Below are 15,640 nucleotides of genomic sequence, written 5' to 3' on the forward strand. Positions count from 1 at the left end.
GATCGTTTTTCCGCAAAAAGAGGTGCCACGGCGCCTCTTTTTGTGCTATAATAAGGCAGTATGCCCGCCGTGTGCGGGCCAAACTATCATATCCGCGCCAACCGGCGCGTTTTTTGGAGGGAATAGCATGGAGCTGAACGAGAACAAGAACCCCAACCCCCAGCAGGATCAGGAGCTCAGCGAAAAGGCTTACAACGAGCTGGTCGCTGTGCGCCGCGACAAGCTGAAAGCCCTGCAGGAAGCGGGCAACGACCCCTTCCAAAAAACCAAATATCCGCAGGACGCTTTCGCCGCGGACATCAAAAAGGAATACGATTATCTGGCCGCTGAGGAAGAGACCGACCGCACCGTGTGCATGGCCGGCCGCATGATGAGCAAGCGCGTGATGGGCAAGGCCAGCTTTGCCGACCTGCGCGACGCTTCCGGCAACATCCAGCTGTACGTTCGTCGCGATGTGATCGGCGAGGAGGAATACGCCGGCTTCAAGAAGTTGGATATCGGCGACGTGATCGGTATCAAGGGCCAGGTGTTCCGCACCAAGATGGGCGAGATCAGCATTCGCTGCACCGAGGTGGTGCTGCTGGCCAAGAGCCTGCTGCCCCTGCCCGAGAAGTTCCACGGCCTGAAGGACCAGGAGCTGCGCTACCGCCAGCGTTATGTGGACCTGATCATGAATCCCGAGGTGCGCCGCACCTTCGAGATCCGCTCCCGCTTCATCCGCTTCATGCGCTCCTACCTGGATCAGCGCAACTACATGGAAGTGGAGACCCCGGTGCTGAACACCATCGCCGGCGGCGCGGCTGCCCGCCCCTTCATCACCCATCACAACACCCTGGATCTGGACATGTACATGCGAATTGCCACCGAGCTGCCCCTGAAGCGGCTGATCGTGGGCGGCATCGACCGGGTGTATGAGATCGGCCGTATCTTCCGCAACGAGGGCATGGACCCCAAGCACAACCCCGAGTTCACCACCGTGGAGCTGTACCAGGCCTATGCCGACTTCCACGACATGATGGACATCGCCGAGGGCATTCTGTCCGGCGCCGCCAAGGAGATCCTGGGCAGCTACCAGGTGAAGTGGCAGGGCGAGGACATCGACCTGACCCCCGGCTGGCGCCGCCTGACCATGGTGGACGCCGTGAAGGAGTACACCGGCGTGGACTTCGGTGTTATCACCGATGACGCTGAGGCTGTGGCTGCTGCCAAGGCCATCGGCGTGGAGCTGGCCGACACCGCCGACAAGACCTGGGGCAACGCTCTGTACGCCTGCTTCGACCAGAAGGTTGAGGAGCAGCTGATCCAGCCCACCTTCATCACCATGTACCCGGTGGAGGTATCCCCGCTGACCAAGCGCAGCCCCGAAGATCCCCGCCTGACCGAGCGCTTCGAGCTGTTCATCTGCCACAGCGAGCTGGCCAACGCCTACTCCGAGCTGAACGACCCCATCGACCAGCGCGCCCGCTTCGAGAAGCAGCTGGAGCTGCGCGACCGGGGCGACGACGAGACCGAGATGATGGACGAGGACTTCCTCACCGCTCTGGAGTACGGCATGCCTCCCACGGGCGGCATGGGCATGGGCATCGACCGCTGCGTCATGATGCTCACCGGCTCCGACACCATCCGTGAGGTCATCCTGTTCCCCACCATGAAGCCGCTGGATGCGCCCAAGAAGCAGGAGAAGGCCGCCGTCAAGGCCCAGCCCGCTGCTGCTGTGGCTGAGCCTGCCGCTGCCGTGGCCGAGCCCATCGACTTCTCCAAGGTGGAGATCGAGCCCCTGTTCGCCGATATGGTGGACTTCGAGACCTTCTCCAAGTCCGACTTCCGCGCCGTGAAGGTGAAGGCCTGTGAGGCCGTGAAGAAGTCCAAGAAGCTGCTGAACTTCACTCTGGACGACGGTACCGGCACGGATCGCACGATTCTGAGCGGAATCCATGCCTACTACGAGCCTGAGGAGCTGGTGGGCAAGACCCTGATTGCCATCACCAACCTGCCTCCCCGTCCCATGATGGGCATCGAATCCTGCGGCATGCTGCTCTCCGCGATTCATACCGAGGAGGGCGAAGAAAAGCTGCATCTGCTGATGGTGGACGAGCACATCCCCGCGGGTGCCAAGCTGTATTGATCCCGCCCGACTGAACTGCCCCAAACGCCCTGGCTTTTCCTTGAAGAGCCGGGGCGTTTTTTTGCGGGCAGCGTGAAAATCCGGCTGCGGCGAAACGGGAAATGCAGAAGGACACCGGCTTAGCCGGTGTCCTTTTGTTCGTTATTCACAAGAATTGGTGTGTCTGTTTAGATAGATCTGCCGAATTTTTCTGACCGCGCTTGACAAAAAAATACTCTAGCTGTATAACTGTTATATAGCTAGACAGCTTGTGCGATTTTATTAAAAAGAAAGGAAGCTCAGTATGGAAAAAGCGGCATACAGTAAAAAGCGGCTTCGCAAAGCCGCAATAGTGACGGCAGCCCTGTTTGTGGTAATGCTGGCGTTTAGCGTCCTGCAGTGGGGAATTGCTTCTGATTTTGGCAACATCAAAATCACCCGCGTGACCTTTGTGGGGGAGGGCGGCGCGGAGCAATCCGGCTTGATGTTCATTCCCAATGGGGTGAGCGCGCAGAACCCGGCGCCCGCTATCATCAACTACCATGGGCGCAACAATTCCAGCTACAATATGATCAACTGGGCCATTGAGGAGGCGCGCCGAGGATATATCGTGCTGAATCCAGACCTGGCCGGTACGCTGGAGACTGCTCTGAACGAAAATAATACCACGGATAATCTGGCGGTTTCCCCGGTGGAATATCTGGAATCGCTGGATATGGTTTCCGAGATTACGGTGACCGGTCATTCCATGGCCAATCTTTCGCTTCAGGTGATCGAGCAGCGCGATACCGAATTCAAGCCCAAGCTGAAGAACATCGTGGGCGTGGGCGGTGCGTTTTTCTACTCGGTGACCGGCAACGATTTCACCACCCAGACCAACCACTACATCATTGAGGCCACCGCTGACCTGTATGAGGATGCAGTGATGGGCGGTACGGCCAATGCCCGTGCCATGATTGCCGAGCGCAGCGGCCTGGGGGATACCATGCAGGACGATACGCTGTATGGGGACCCTGCCGCGCAGACTGCCTTCATGTATTCCGAGATCGAGGGAATGAGCCACCAGGGACTGCTGTATAACCATGAGACGATTACCGACATCCTGAACTTTGTGCAGCTGTCCAGTCCTGCGCCCAATCCCATCGATAATACCCAGATGGTGTTCTACGCATATCTGGTCTGCTCTGCAGTTGCGTTCATAGCGTTCCTGTTCTTCATTCCCTCTCTAGCCTACACGCTGACCAGTCTGCCCCTTTTTTACAGCGCGGTCAACGTTCCTCTGGTGCCCTCCCAGGGCAAATCTGGCAAAAAGTGGGCTATGCACCTGATCACCGATCTGGCCATCCCACTGGCACTGTTTGTACCGGTGACCATGTGGGCGAAGAATTTCCCCACGGATTTCTGGTCCTCCCTGTGGGTCAATCAGATCTTCCTGTGGCTGGTGGCCTGCGCACTGGTGGGGATTGTTCTGCTCATCGTCAAGCTTTATCGCAAATCCCGCACCGAAACGATTACCGCGGCCGACTTCGGTTTTGGACTGGCCAATGAGAAGCTGTTTGTGTGGAAGAGGATTCTGTGTGCGGTGGCCATCACCCTGATTGTGGTGGGTGTCTGCTACGGCTGGCTGGATATCGTTACCCGTACTTCGGGGCTGGACTATCAGCTCTTCTCAATGCCGGGCCAGCTGGTGCGCATGACTCCGGAACGGGTGATCTACACCCTGCGTTACATGCTGATGTTGATTCCTGTTTACTTCATGATCGGGGTGAACGTATCCAACTCCCGCCGCCTGAAGGATACAGGCAACGAGACCCTGGACACCGTGAAGGCTGTGGCACTCAACATTCTTTTGTCTGCCGGTGTTCTCACCGCACTGGTGATTATCCAGTTTGTGGGTGTTCGCGTTCTGGGTGACGGCACCACACCGTTCCCTCAGTCCTATTGGGACTCCATCTCCTACGGCTGGACCTTCCCGTGCATGATGGGAACCGCCGCCGGGGCATCGGCATTCCTGCATCGAAAGACCGGTAACGTCTGGGTGGGTATGCTGGTTACCTGGACCATGGTCATCGCAATGACGGTCATGCAGTGCTGCCTGGTGCCCTCTGCCAATGTGGCCTGATTCAATAGCAACACGCTGCATCGATCTGTTTTCTGTGTTATAATAAAACACAAAAAAACAGATTGTGAGGCATCATCGTGGAAAACAACAAGTCGACACCTGTCAAGCTGCAGCGCACCAGCGTAAGCGAACAGATCTTCGCCATCCTGAAGCAGAAGATCGCGTCCGGTGAATGGCAGGACGGGCAGAAAATCCCTTCTGAAAACGAGCTGGCTGCCCAGTTTGGCGTCAGCCGCATGAGCGCGCGCAGCGCACTGCAGCGGCTGAGCGCGCTGGGGCTTCTGGAGACCAGGCCAGGTGACGGTACCTTTGTGCGCGCGTTCAGTCTGCTGAATTACTTCCAGGAAGCCACAGACCTGATCGCCACGTCAAACAATATGGAGCAGATCCGTGAATTCCGCAACTTTTTTGAATCGGACTGCGTCCGGCTCGCCTGTGCGCGCCGCTCCAGGCAGGACATTGAGGAGCTGAAGGCGATCTGGCAGCGGATGCAGTCGGCGGCAGAGGCGGAAGACTTTGACGGCTTCTTTGAGGCGGATATGGATTTTCACGACCAGATCTGTGCCATGACCGGCAATGAACTGTTCCAGATGGTGAACAGCTGGCTGCGAAACCTGATGATGCCCCAGCTGAAATTCAATACCATGAATTTTGCCAGGATTCGCGGCTGCTCGCTGGACCGTGAAGCGCCCAATTATGTTCTTCGGGTTTTGACCGAGGAGCATCAGGACTATATTCACGCGATTGAGCAGCAGCAGCCGCAGATTGCGCTGAAAAACATGCCCCGCTATTTCGGTGATGCGGCAGGTTCCCAGGCGCAGTAAGACATCCCCATCCCCCGGCGGTTTTCGCCGGGGGCATTTTTGAAACAGGTGATTTTTATGATCCAGACTCTTTATGACGACGCTCAGGCGGTGATCAAGGTGGCGCTGAGCCAGGTGAAACCGGATGCCGCGGTGCAAAGAGCGCTGCAGAGCTTTCAGCCGGGGGAACGCACCGTTCTTGTGAGCGTGGGCAAGGCGGCATGGCAGATGGCCGCTGCTGCCGAAAAATGCCTTCCGGGCCCGCTGGCGGGAGGCATCGTTATCACAAAATACGGTCATGTGAAGCACCCGCTGCCGGGCATTGAATGCTATGAGGCTGCTCACCCCGTGCCGGATGAGCAGGGCTTTGCGGCAACCGAAAAGGCGCTGCGGATGGTGGAGCAGCTGAACCCGCAGGATACAGTCCTGTTTCTGCTTTCCGGAGGCGGCAGCGCATTGTTTGAAGCGCCGCTGATCCCGGGCGGCGAGCTGCAGGAGATCACCAGTCAGCTGCTGGCCTGCGGCGCGGACATTGTGGAGATAAATACCATTCGCAAGCGCCTGTCGAGGGTGAAGGGCGGACGCTTCGCCCGGGCCTGTGCGCCTGCGAGGGTGTTCAGCATCGTTCTGAGCGACGTTCTGGGCGATCCGCTGGATATGATCGCCAGCGGCCCGGCTGCGCCGGACACCTCCACCTGTGCGCAGGCAGTGGCCATTGCAAAAAAATACCAGCTGAAGCTTTCGCCGGAGGCGCGGGCGCTGCTGGAGCAGGAGACCCCCAAGCAGCTGGACAATGTGACGACCTGCATCACCGGAAGCGTTCGGCAGCTGTGTACAGCGGCGGCCGATGCATGCCGGACGCTTGGTTATGAGCCGCTGCTTCTGACCGATCAGCTGTGCTGCGAGGCACGGGAGGCGGGCAGCTTTTTAGGGGCAGTGGCGCGCACCCACGCCGCACAGGGAAAGAAAACCGCATTCATTGCGGGGGGCGAAACAGTCGTCCATCTGACCGGTACCGGCTTGGGCGGGCGAAATCAGGAGCTGGCCCTGGCCGCTGCGCCCCTGCTTGCGGGCCTGGAAAATTGCTGCGTATTTTCGGTGGGCAGCGACGGCACGGACGGCCCCACCGATGCGGCGGGAGGCTATGTGGACGGCACCACCGATCAGGAGCTGCGTGACCGGGGCTGGGATGTATTCCGCACGCTGTCCCAAAACGATGCCTATCATGCGCTGAAGGCGGTGGATGGTCTGATCGTGACCGGGCCCACCGGAACCAATGTGAACGACGTGGCGGTGGCACTGGTGCGCTGATTCCTGCGATTTTTCAGCAAAGGGCGGGGTCGGTCAAGCTTGCAGCGGGATCGGCCCCATGCTATACTCAAAAGGGCTCCGCTTCTGCCCGGACACCGCAGTGGGAGCGCGCGGCGCCAATCGAACGGAAAAGGAGAGCATACCCCATGAAAATCCTAGCTGTGGACTACGGCGACGCCCGCACCGGCCTTGCCATCAGCGATGCCAGCGAGCTGCTGGCCACCCCTTTGCCTCAGATCGAGGAAAAGAGCATGAACAAGGCGGCCGCCGCCATTCTGGAAGCCGCCCGCGCCCAGAAGGCCGAGATGATCGTGGTGGGCCTGCCCCGCAATATGGACGGCACCGAGGGCTCCCGCGCCCAGAAGACCCGCAAGATGGCGGCGATCCTGGAACGGGACGGCCAGCTGCCGGTGCGCTTTTGCGACGAGCGCCGCACCACCGTTACCGCTGCCGCCCAGCTCAGCGAGGTGGGCACCTTCGGCAAAAAGCGCAAGGAGATTCTGGACTCGGTGAGCGCCGCGGTGATTCTGGAAAGCTTTCTGGCCTGGCGCAAGCATCACCCGGAGGAGGCCTGAAGCCCTCGGACGGGCTTCGTGAGAAAATCGTAAGATTTCCGCAAGCAAAAAGAAAGGCACATCCGCGCCCTGTTCTGGTAGGATAATACCGGAGCAGGGCGTTTTTTGCGGGCGCTTGCGCCGGGTGGGTGTTTGCCGTATCATAAAAGGCGGAACAATAAAGGAAAAAAGGGGGATGGCAGGAATGAGTGCGAAGATCCTGCTGGTGGATGACGAGGCCGCCATTGCGGACCTGGTGGAGGTCTATCTGACGAACGAGGGCTACACGGTATACAAATGCGAAAACGCGGCCCATGCGCTGGAATGCGTGGCGGAAAAGCCGGTGGACCTGGCCATTCTGGACGTGATGCTGCCGGATCTGAGCGGCTTTGAACTCTGCCGCCGTATTCGCAAAAAGCATCTGTGGCCCATCCTGATGCTCACCGCCCGGGTGGAGGATCTGGACAAGATCCAGGGCCTGATGCTGGGGGCGGACGACTATATCACCAAGCCCTTTAACCCTCTGGAGCTGCTGGCCCGGGTCAAGACCCAGCTGCGCCGGTACACCCAGTACAACCAGTCCGCCCAGCCGGAAAAGAGCGGGGAATACGAGTTCAACGGCCTGTGCATCAGCGAGGTTACCCACAAGTGCACCCTGTACGGGGAGGAGCTGGCCCTCACGCCGCTGGAATTCTCGATTTTGTGGTATCTGTGCAGCCGCCGGGGGCAGGTGGTGCCCAGCGAGCAGCTGTTCCAGGAGGTGTGGGGCGAAAAGTACATCGACGGCAATAACACCGTGATGACCCACATCGCCCGGCTGCGGGAGAAGATGCACGAAAAGAGCCGCCAGCCGAAATTCATCAAGACCGTTTGGGGAGTGGGGTATACCATTGAGTGAACTGCGTAAAAACTGGGCCCACCGGCGCGCCGCGCTGGGTCTGACCCTGCAGCTGGCCGTGATGCTGGCAGCGTTCTGGGGCGGGAGCTGGCTGCTGCTCAACGGCGCTTACTTTGTATATTTTCAGCTGGACTTGGGCCGCTACTGGTGGGTGTTCCTGTTTAAAGAGATCGTAAAGCACCTTCTGCCGGTGCTGGGAGTATTGTGGATTGTAGTGGGAACGGTGCTCATCACCGGCTGGGTCTTTTGCAAGCCGCTGCGTTATCTGGACGAGGTGACCGAGGCCGCCGGCCGTCTGGCCCGCCCGGGGGAGGACCCCATCCGGCTGCGGCCCCAGCTGAAAACTGTGCAGGACCAGCTGAACCAGGCCCGGGAGCAGGGGCTGCGGGCAGCGGCGGCCCTGCGCCAGGAGGAGCAGCGAAAAAACGATCTGATCGTCTATCTGGCCCATGATTTGAAAACCCCGCTCACCAGCGTGATCGGCTATCTGAACCTGCTGGTGGACGAACCCAACATCAGCCCGGCCACCCGGGCCCGCTACACCGGCATCGCCCTGGAAAAGGCCCTGCGGCTGGAGGAGCTGGTGAACGAGTTCTTCGAGATCACCCGATTCAGCCTGAGCCATCTGGAGCTGGAGCTTTCCCGGGTGGACCTGTCGCTGATGCTGCGCCAGATGGTCAGCGAGTTTGCGCCGGAGCTGGCGGGAAAACATCTGGACTGCCAGGCGGATCTGCCGCCCGAGCTGCCCGTCCGCTGCGACCCGGCCAAGCTGGCCCGGGTGTTCGACAATCTGCTGCGCAACGCGGTGAGCTACAGCGACCCCGGCACCACCCTGCGGGTACAGGGCAGGCTGGAGGGGGAGACGGTGGTGCTGCAATTCGTGAACCAGGGCCGCACCATCCCGCCGGAAAAGCTGGCCCGTATCTTCGAAAAGTTCTTCCGGGCGGACGAATCCCGGGCCAGCGCCAGCGGCAACGCCGGTCTGGGCCTGGCCATCGCCAAGCAGATCGTGGAGCAGCACGGGGGCACCATCGCCGCCGCCAGCGCCGACGACCGGGTGGTGTTCACCCTGCGCCTGCCCCAAAACGGCCCTCAAAATTGATTGATACAAGATTTGAAAAAGAGCTCTGTGCGCTGCACAGGGCTCTTTTGGCGTTCTCCGGGTGTTCCACCCTTGACAGAGCGGGGCGAAAACGCCTATAATACAAAAGTTAGCTTGCTAATTATTAGAATACTAATGAATTCGAATGCCGAAAACGGGAAAGGGATCACCGCAATGGAACACAGCTTTCACTATCTGCTTTTAGCCAACCAAGCCATGGTGCACCGGCAGCTGCTGGCCAAACTCAAGGACACCGGTCTGACTCTGGGCCAGCCCAAAGTGCTGGACTATCTGCAGGACCACGACGGGGCCAATCAGGCCGAGATTGCCCGCGCCTGCCACATCGAGCCCGCCTCCCTCACCTCGGTGCTGAACCGGATGGAGGAGAAGGCGTTGGTGGAACGGCGCACACAGAAGGGGGACCGGCGCAGCTTTTCGGTTTACCTCACGGAACAGGGCCGTCAGATGGCGCTGCGGGTCCAGCAGGCCTTTGAGGAGCTGGAGGAGCAGGCCTTTGCGGGGGTGAGCGAAGCGGAGCGGGAACAGTGCCTGGCGGTGTTCCGCCGCGTTTACGGCAATCTGAAAGAGGGGGAGCGTTAATTCGTTTATGGAAAAAGCAAAGCGATATCTGGTGTTTTTGTTCGGGCTGTTCATCAGCTCCTTTGGCGTGAGCCTCATCACCAAGGCAAATCTGGGCACCTCGCCCATCTCGGCCATTCCCTATGTGCTCAGTCTGAACTTTCCCTTCACGCTGGGCCAGTTCACCATTGCGTTCAGCCTGTTTCTGATTCTGCTGCAGCTGTTCATCCTGCGGCGGAACTTCAAGGCCGAGCATCTTTTGCAGATTCCCATTTCAGTGGCCTTCGGCTATTTCATCGACCTGACCATGGTACTATTGGGATTTGTGGCCCCCGGCAGCTATCCGGTCAAGCTGGTGGCCCTGCTGATCGGCTGTGTGATTCTGGGCTTCGGCGTGTACCTGGAGGTCATCGCCGACGTGGCCATGCTGCCCGGCGAGTCCTTCGTGCGTGCGGTCACCCAGACCTGGAAAACCGACTTCGGCACCACCAAGATCTGCTTTGATGTGTCCATGACCGTGATCGCCGCGATGATCTCGCTGGTGCTTGCCCACACGCTGTACGGCATGCGTGAGGGCACCGTGATCGCCGCCCTGCTGGTGGGCTTCATTGCCCGTCTGTTCGGCCGCCTTCTGCCCTTTGTGCCCGACCTGCTGTTTGGTAAAAAAGAGGAGAGCGAAGCCGCCGCAGCGGTGGAAAACGGCCAGGGCGGCTGGGTCATTGCCATCGGCCGCCAGTACGGCAGCGGTGGACGGGTCATCGGCCAGAAGCTGGCCCAGCGGCTGGGGTATGAGTTCTACGACGATGTCATCGTGCAGATGGCCGCGGGAACCACCGGCTACACGCCCCAGTTTGTGCGCCAGCGGGAAGAGAACATGACCAACAGCTTTTTGTACGACCTGGTGAACCAGATGTACGCCTACGCCCCGGAGGAGGAATCCCCCAAGGACAGTGTCTTCCTGGCTGAGAAAAAGGCCATTGAGGAGATCGCAACCAAGGGCCGCTGTGTGATCGTGGGCCACTGCGCGGACTATCTGCTGCGGGACGATCCCCACTGCCTGCGTGTCTGGCTGCATGCGGACAAGGCCCGGCGGGTGAAGCGGATCATGGAGCTGGAGCAGCTGGACGAAGCGGCGGCCAAGACACGCATTGCCCAGGAGGACCGGCGGCGGGCCACCAACTACCAGTACTACACCCGGCGGGTGTGGGGCCTGGGCAAAAACTATCACCTGACGCTGGACACCGGCCTGGGGGAGGAGTATGTGCAGACCTGCATCGAGGCCGCGCTGAAAGCCCTGGAGACCGGCCAGAAGGCCACCGTATAAACAAAACAGCACCGGCAGATGCGTTGCCGGTGCTGTTTTTGTATACAAGTCAGTGGGCGGGTTTGTCCACCTTTTCGTTGTTGATTTTGGAATACATGATCTGCTGGCCGGAATAAAGGCTGTAGTGGCCGCTGAGCAGATAGCTCACCGCGCAGGCCAGCGCGAAGAGCAGCATGGACTCGGCCCCGAACAGCTCCACTCCCAGCACGATGCTGGCGAAGGGGCAGTTGGTCACGGCACAGAAGGTGGCCACCAGCGCCACTGCCGCCGCCAGACCCGGGTCCAGCCCCAGCAGCGGCCCCACAAGGCAGCCGAAGGTGGAGCCCACAAAGAAGGTGGGCACGATCTCGCCGCCCCGGAAGCCGCAGCCCAGGGTGATGGCGGTGAGCAGCAGTTTGAACAGAAAGGCCAGCGGATGGACCAGCACGCCCTCGGTGATGGCCTGCTCGATCACCTGCATGCCCGCGCCGTTATAATCCCGGGTGCCAAGCAGCAGGGTGCAGACGATGATCAGCGCTGAGCCCGCCAGAATGCGCAGGTATTGATTGGGCAGCCAGGTCTGGTACAGATGGCTTGCGGTGTGCATCACGATGCACAGCAGCATGCCCACCAGCGCGCAGCCCACACCCAGAATGACCACCCGCCAGGAATTGCCCCAGCCAAGGCCGCTGGCCTTGTGGATGACGAACTGCTCCGGTACCGCCCCCAATGCCCGGGAAACACCGTAGGCCACCAGGCTGGACATGGTGCAGGGCAGCAGCGCCGCGTGGTAGACCACACCCACGCTGATCACCTCGATGCTGAAAATGGTGGCGGTGAGGGGAGTACCGAACAAGGCGCTGAACACTGCGCTCATGCCGCACAGCACCATGAAATGCTGGCTGGGCTGATTGAGCCGCAGCTTTTCTCCCAGCCATCCGCCCATGCTGCCGCCGATCTGCAGCGCCGCGCCCTCGCGTCCGGCACTGCCGCCCAGAAGATGGGTGATGAAGGTGGCGAAGATGATCAGCGGGGTCATGCGCAGCGGAGCACGATGGCCGTTGCGGGCGCTCTCGATCACCTGATTGGTGCCCCGCTCGGTGCTCATGCCGCACAGCTGATACACCGCCACAATGGCCAGACCGCCCACCGGCAGCAGCCACAGCAGCTCCGGATGAACCGCCCGCACCCGGTTGGCCCAGCTTACCATATGGTAGAACACCGCGCCCACCGCGCCGCCCGCAAGGCCCATCAGCCCGGAGCAGATCATCCACATCAGAAAGGTCTCGCTGTAGGGGAACAGTCCCTCAGCAATATTGGTCAGCGCCTCTTTGCGCCGCAGATTCATGCTACCGCCTCCCACCGGCCCGCCAGGGCCGTTTTTGCACATTGATACCGGCTCATATTATAGCAAATCTCCGGAAAAAATTGAAGCCAAAGCCCTTTTGTGCTATGATAGAAACCAGCGAAACAGCAACAGGAAACGGAGTGTGACACCAATGAAACAGGGCTTTGAGAACAGCAGTCTTTCCCAGGAGGTACTAAGCTTCCACTGCCCCCGCTGGGCTGAGCTGCCGGGCATCGCGCTGTATATGGATCAGGTCACCGGCTACATCAATGAGATTTTTGCCCCCATCGCCCCTCAGGAGCAGCAGATCACCCTGACCAAGGCGATGGTGAACAACTACGTGAAGCAGCGGGTCATGAGCCCGCCGGTGAACAAAAAATACGACCGGGCCCACATGGCCTATCTGGTCACCATCTGCGCGCTCAAGCAGGTGTTCAGCATCCCGGAGATCGGCAGCATGATTCGCGCCCAGATGGACCACTGCCCGGTGGAGCAGGCCTACGACTGCTTCTGTGAGGAGCTGGAGGGCGCGCTGCGGGCGGTGTTCCTGGGCCAGGCGGCCCCCACCCAGATCGGCAACGAACAGAACCCGGCGGCCATCACCCTGCTGCGGGGCGCGGTGCAGGCCTATGCCAGCAAGGTGTATGTGCAAAAGCGGCTGGCCTTCGCCGAGCAGGCCGGCGGGCAGGAATGAGAGGGCGGCAATGGAACGATGGAAACGCATTCAAGCGCTGATGGAGGCAAAGCGCCGGGGGATGGAGGCCCACGAACGGTACCTGAACCAGGCGCGCAGCTATGCCCCCGGCGAGGAGCTCTATATGCGCGAGATGCACTTTGTGATGGCAGTGGGCCCCAGCCAGTCGCCCACCATGTCCGAGATCGCCAAGCGGCTGGATGTCACCCACGGGGCGGTTTCCCAGATCGCGGCCCGGCTGGAAAAGAAGGGACTGATCCGGCGGGAAAAGGACCCCGCCGACCGGCGGCAGACCGTGGTGATGCTCACCGAAGCGGGGCAGGCGCTGTATCAGCGGCATCTGGAATACGACAAAAAGCAGTACCAGGTGATCGGCGGCCAGCTGGCGGAATTCAGCGACGAGCAGCTGGATTTTTTGATCCATTACGAGACCCTGCTGTGCGAGATGTTCCAGCAGGTGAATCAGGACCCGGAAAAATGGGAACCGTAAAAGTGCACAAAAAATCAAAGGATTACCCTCTGTTCTGTCAATTGACAGCGGAGGGTGATTTTATTATATTTATGTTAGCTGCTAAAATATTTTAGAGCCGCTTCTTTTCGGGAAGCGGCAACACTTTGGCCAAAAGTTTTAGATGCTAACGGAAAAGGAGAAAACACATGGAAATCACAAAGGTACAGGCAATTTATTTTTCGGGCACCGGCACCACCCGGAAGCTGTGCGCCGCTGTGGCCGGGGGAACCGGCCTTGCGGTGGAGGAATGGGACTGCACGCCCCAGCGGGCGAAGGCTCCCTTCCAGCCGGATGCGCACACGCTGACGGTTCTGGCCGTGCCCTCCTTCGGCGGACGGGTGCCCGCGCCGGTGGCCCGGCGGCTGGAGCAGCTGCAGGGCTGCGGCCCGGCGGTGCTGCTGAGCGTATACGGCTCCCGGGCCAGCGAGGACACGCTGGTGGAGCTGCACGATCTGGCGGTTAAGGCGGGGTATCGGCCCATTGCGGCCGCCGAATTTGTGGCGCAGCATTCCATGGCGCCCCAGATGGCGGCGGGCCGCCCCAACGAAAGCGACCTGGCTCAGGCCGGGGAGCTGGGCAAACAGGCCCTGGCGCTGGCCAAGAGGCTGGCGGAGGGCGCTGCGGTGCAGCTGGAGCTGCCGGGCAACCGGCCCTATCGGGAGTTCGGCGGCGTGCCGTTCCATCCGAAGGCCAGCAAAAAGTGCGTGGAATGCGGCCGCTGTGCCGACCAGTGCCCCGTGGGCGCGATCCCCGCACAGAATCCCCGCAAAACCGAAGACAAAGCCTGTATCACCTGCATGCGCTGTGTGGCGGTGTGCCCGGTAAAGGCCAGAAGTCTCGGCAAAATCGCTGAGATGGCCGTTCCGGCAAAGCTGCGCAAGGTGTGCGATTCGAACCGGGCAAACCAGATCTGGCTGGGGCACCCGGAGACGTAACCAACAAACCTGAAAAGGAGAGAAAGGAAAATGTCACAGCAAACCACTGCGGAAACGAACCAAAAACTATCCCGTGCAGATCTGTTCTCCATGGCCATTGGCCAGATCATCGGTGTGGGCATCATGACGATGACTGGCATTGCCATCGGCTTTACCGGCCGTTCTGTGAATCTGGCGTATCTTTTGGCCGGTGTGCTGACCATCCTTTCCGCGATCCCGCAGATTTACATCGGCGGTACCGCGAATTTCCCCGGCGGTCAATACTCGCAGATCGCCGTACTCAGCGGGCAGCGGCTGGCGGGGGTGTATACCTTCGTAAACCTGGCCATGACGCTGGCTCTCTCCATGTATACCCTGTCCTTTGCGGACTACTTTATGTCGCTGGTGCCGGGCGTGAACGTGAAGCTGCTTGGCTTTGTGGTGCTCACCGCGCTGTTCGCTCTGCACCTGGTGGGCGTCAAGCAGGCAGCCCGCCTGCAGAATGTCCTGTGCGTGGTGCTGGCGGTGGCCATCGGCGCTTACGTCGCCTTCGGCGTAACCCACATCCAGCCGGACTACTTCGCACCTGACCAGTTTATGACCGGCGGTGTGCCCGGTTTCCTGCTGGCCTCCATCTATCTGAACTTCGCCTGCGGCGGCGCCACCTATGTGGTGAACTACAGCGGCGAGGCCAAGGACCCCACCCGCGACATCCCCTTTGTCATCATCGTTTCCACCGGTGCCATCGTGGTGCTGTATGCCCTGATGAGCACCATTGCCGCCGGTGTGCTGCCGGTGGACCAGGTGGCGAACCAGCCGCTCAGCGTCTCGGCTGCCACCTTCATGCCCAAGGCTGTGTTCACCTTCTTCGTGGTGGGCGGCGCCATGTTCGCCCTGCTCACCACTCTGAACTTCTCCATCGGCATGTGCACCTATCCGGCGCTGCGCGCCTGCGCGGACGGCTGGCTGCCCAAGGGGCTGGCCGTGCGCAACAAGCGGTTCGGCACGCCCCACTGGATTCTGCTGGTCTTCTACCTGATCGGTTTTCTGCCCATCCTGTTCGGCATTGACCTGAGCACCGTTGCCAACAGCACGGTCATTCTGACCACCGCCATCCGGGGCGTGATCGCCTATTCGGCCATGCAGCTGCCCAAGAAAATGCCCGAGCTGTGGAAAAAGAGCAAGTTCTATGTGAGCGATGCAAAGCTGAAGGTAATGAGCATCATCACGATTGTAATTACTGTGATCTCCATTCTGCTTCTGCTGGTGAGCACCTCGCCCGTCCAGATCTGCTGCAACTGCGGCATCCTGCTGGTCAGCGCGGTGCTGGCCTTCGCCCGCAACCGGTATGTGAAGCTGGAGGCAAACTACGAAGCCAAGTAATGGCTGTTCCAGGG

Annotated in this window: 14 protein-coding genes; 13 read left to right on the top strand and 1 reads right to left on the bottom strand. The window is 60.2% G+C overall.

Annotated features, from left to right (window positions below; genetic code table 11):
- The first annotated feature begins 127 nt into the window (after positions 1-127).
- The 9 genes from lysS (at position 128) to B5G03_RS05310 (ending at position 10,797) form a co-directional block, all read left to right on the top strand.
- Positions 128-2,125, top strand: a complete 1,998-nt coding sequence (gene lysS, locus B5G03_RS05270) for a lysine--tRNA ligase (protein WP_087180718.1) — start codon at positions 128-130, stop codon at positions 2,123-2,125.
- 283 nt (positions 2,126-2,408) lie between these two features.
- Complete coding sequence (locus tag B5G03_RS05275; protein WP_087180719.1) at positions 2,409-4,226, top strand: alpha/beta hydrolase family protein; 1,818 nt, start codon at positions 2,409-2,411, stop codon at positions 4,224-4,226.
- Between the two features lie 77 nt (positions 4,227-4,303).
- Positions 4,304-5,050, top strand: a complete 747-nt coding sequence (locus B5G03_RS17355) for a FadR/GntR family transcriptional regulator (RefSeq protein WP_162613341.1) — start codon at positions 4,304-4,306, stop codon at positions 5,048-5,050.
- Between the two features lie 57 nt (positions 5,051-5,107).
- The gene (locus B5G03_RS05285; RefSeq protein ID WP_087180720.1) at positions 5,108-6,340 is read left to right on the top strand and encodes a glycerate kinase type-2 family protein; all 1,233 of its coding nucleotides are present in this window, start codon (positions 5,108-5,110) and stop codon (positions 6,338-6,340) included.
- A 146-nt stretch (positions 6,341-6,486) separates the two neighbouring features.
- Positions 6,487-6,915 (top strand): Holliday junction resolvase RuvX, encoded by a 429-nt coding sequence (gene ruvX, locus B5G03_RS05290; protein WP_058963683.1) that lies wholly within the window; start codon positions 6,487-6,489, stop codon positions 6,913-6,915.
- A 184-nt stretch (positions 6,916-7,099) separates the two neighbouring features.
- Positions 7,100-7,792, top strand: a complete 693-nt coding sequence (gene vanR, locus B5G03_RS05295; RefSeq protein WP_087180721.1) for a VanR-ABDEGLN family response regulator transcription factor — start codon at positions 7,100-7,102, stop codon at positions 7,790-7,792.
- A complete protein-coding gene (locus tag B5G03_RS05300) occupies positions 7,785-8,894 on the top strand; it encodes a sensor histidine kinase (protein ID WP_087180722.1) in 1,110 nt (369 codons plus the stop codon). The genes vanR and B5G03_RS05300 overlap by 8 nt, the downstream gene beginning before the upstream one ends.
- Positions 8,895-9,068: 174 nt before the next feature.
- Positions 9,069-9,494, top strand: a complete 426-nt coding sequence (locus B5G03_RS05305; protein ID WP_087180723.1) for a MarR family winged helix-turn-helix transcriptional regulator — start codon at positions 9,069-9,071, stop codon at positions 9,492-9,494.
- A gap of 7 nt (positions 9,495-9,501) precedes the next feature.
- Positions 9,502-10,797, top strand: coding sequence for a cytidylate kinase family protein (locus B5G03_RS05310; RefSeq protein WP_087180724.1), 1,296 nt, complete (start codon positions 9,502-9,504; stop codon positions 10,795-10,797).
- A gap of 49 nt (positions 10,798-10,846) precedes the next feature.
- Here the strand turns inward: B5G03_RS05310 and B5G03_RS05315 are convergent, their stop codons facing one another.
- Positions 10,847-12,124, bottom strand: coding sequence for a chloride channel protein (locus B5G03_RS05315; protein ID WP_087180725.1), 1,278 nt, complete (start codon positions 12,122-12,124; stop codon positions 10,847-10,849).
- A 151-nt stretch (positions 12,125-12,275) separates the two neighbouring features.
- Between B5G03_RS05315 and B5G03_RS05320 the strand changes: the two genes are divergently transcribed.
- From B5G03_RS05320 to B5G03_RS05335, 4 genes are all read left to right on the top strand, one after another.
- Positions 12,276-12,818 carry a DUF1836 domain-containing protein gene (locus B5G03_RS05320; RefSeq protein ID WP_162613342.1) on the top strand — a complete coding sequence of 181 codons (543 nt, stop codon included), beginning with the start codon at positions 12,276-12,278 and terminating at the stop codon, positions 12,816-12,818.
- 10 nt (positions 12,819-12,828) lie between these two features.
- Positions 12,829-13,308 (top strand): MarR family transcriptional regulator, encoded by a 480-nt coding sequence (locus B5G03_RS05325; RefSeq protein ID WP_162613343.1) that lies wholly within the window; start codon positions 12,829-12,831, stop codon positions 13,306-13,308.
- Between the two features lie 167 nt (positions 13,309-13,475).
- Positions 13,476-14,264: a 4Fe-4S binding protein gene (locus tag B5G03_RS05330; RefSeq protein ID WP_087180728.1), complete on the top strand. Its 789-nt coding sequence runs from the start codon at positions 13,476-13,478 to the stop codon at positions 14,262-14,264.
- 30 nt (positions 14,265-14,294) lie between these two features.
- Positions 14,295-15,626: an APC family permease gene (locus tag B5G03_RS05335; protein WP_087180729.1), complete on the top strand. Its 1,332-nt coding sequence runs from the start codon at positions 14,295-14,297 to the stop codon at positions 15,624-15,626.
- The last annotated feature ends 14 nt before the right edge of the window (positions 15,627-15,640 follow it).

Source organism: Gemmiger sp. An50 (assembly GCF_002161595.1).
Taxonomy (GTDB): domain Bacteria; phylum Bacillota; class Clostridia; order Oscillospirales; family Ruminococcaceae; genus Allofournierella.

Excerpts from the sequence above, each read along its gene's own strand:
- B5G03_RS05285 (WP_087180720.1), top strand. The coding sequence starts at position 5,108 with ATGATCCAGACTCTTTATGACGACGCTCAGGCGGTGATCAAGGTGGCG.
- B5G03_RS05305 (WP_087180723.1), top strand. The coding sequence starts at position 9,069 with ATGGAACACAGCTTTCACTATCTGCTTTTAGCCAACCAAGCCATGGTG.
- B5G03_RS05330 (WP_087180728.1), top strand. The coding sequence starts at position 13,476 with ATGGAAATCACAAAGGTACAGGCAATTTATTTTTCGGGCACCGGCACC.
- B5G03_RS05315 (WP_087180725.1), bottom strand. The coding sequence starts at position 12,124 with ATGAATCTGCGGCGCAAAGAGGCGCTGACCAATATTGCTGAGGGACTG.
- vanR (WP_087180721.1), top strand. The coding sequence starts at position 7,100 with ATGAGTGCGAAGATCCTGCTGGTGGATGACGAGGCCGCCATTGCGGAC.
- lysS (WP_087180718.1), top strand. The coding sequence starts at position 128 with ATGGAGCTGAACGAGAACAAGAACCCCAACCCCCAGCAGGATCAGGAG.
- B5G03_RS05275 (WP_087180719.1), top strand. The coding sequence starts at position 2,409 with ATGGAAAAAGCGGCATACAGTAAAAAGCGGCTTCGCAAAGCCGCAATA.
- B5G03_RS05310 (WP_087180724.1), top strand. The coding sequence starts at position 9,502 with ATGGAAAAAGCAAAGCGATATCTGGTGTTTTTGTTCGGGCTGTTCATC.
- B5G03_RS05320 (WP_162613342.1), top strand. The coding sequence starts at position 12,276 with ATGAAACAGGGCTTTGAGAACAGCAGTCTTTCCCAGGAGGTACTAAGC.
- B5G03_RS05325 (WP_162613343.1), top strand. The coding sequence starts at position 12,829 with ATGGAACGATGGAAACGCATTCAAGCGCTGATGGAGGCAAAGCGCCGG.
- B5G03_RS05335 (WP_087180729.1), top strand. The coding sequence starts at position 14,295 with ATGTCACAGCAAACCACTGCGGAAACGAACCAAAAACTATCCCGTGCA.
- ruvX (WP_058963683.1), top strand. The coding sequence starts at position 6,487 with ATGAAAATCCTAGCTGTGGACTACGGCGACGCCCGCACCGGCCTTGCC.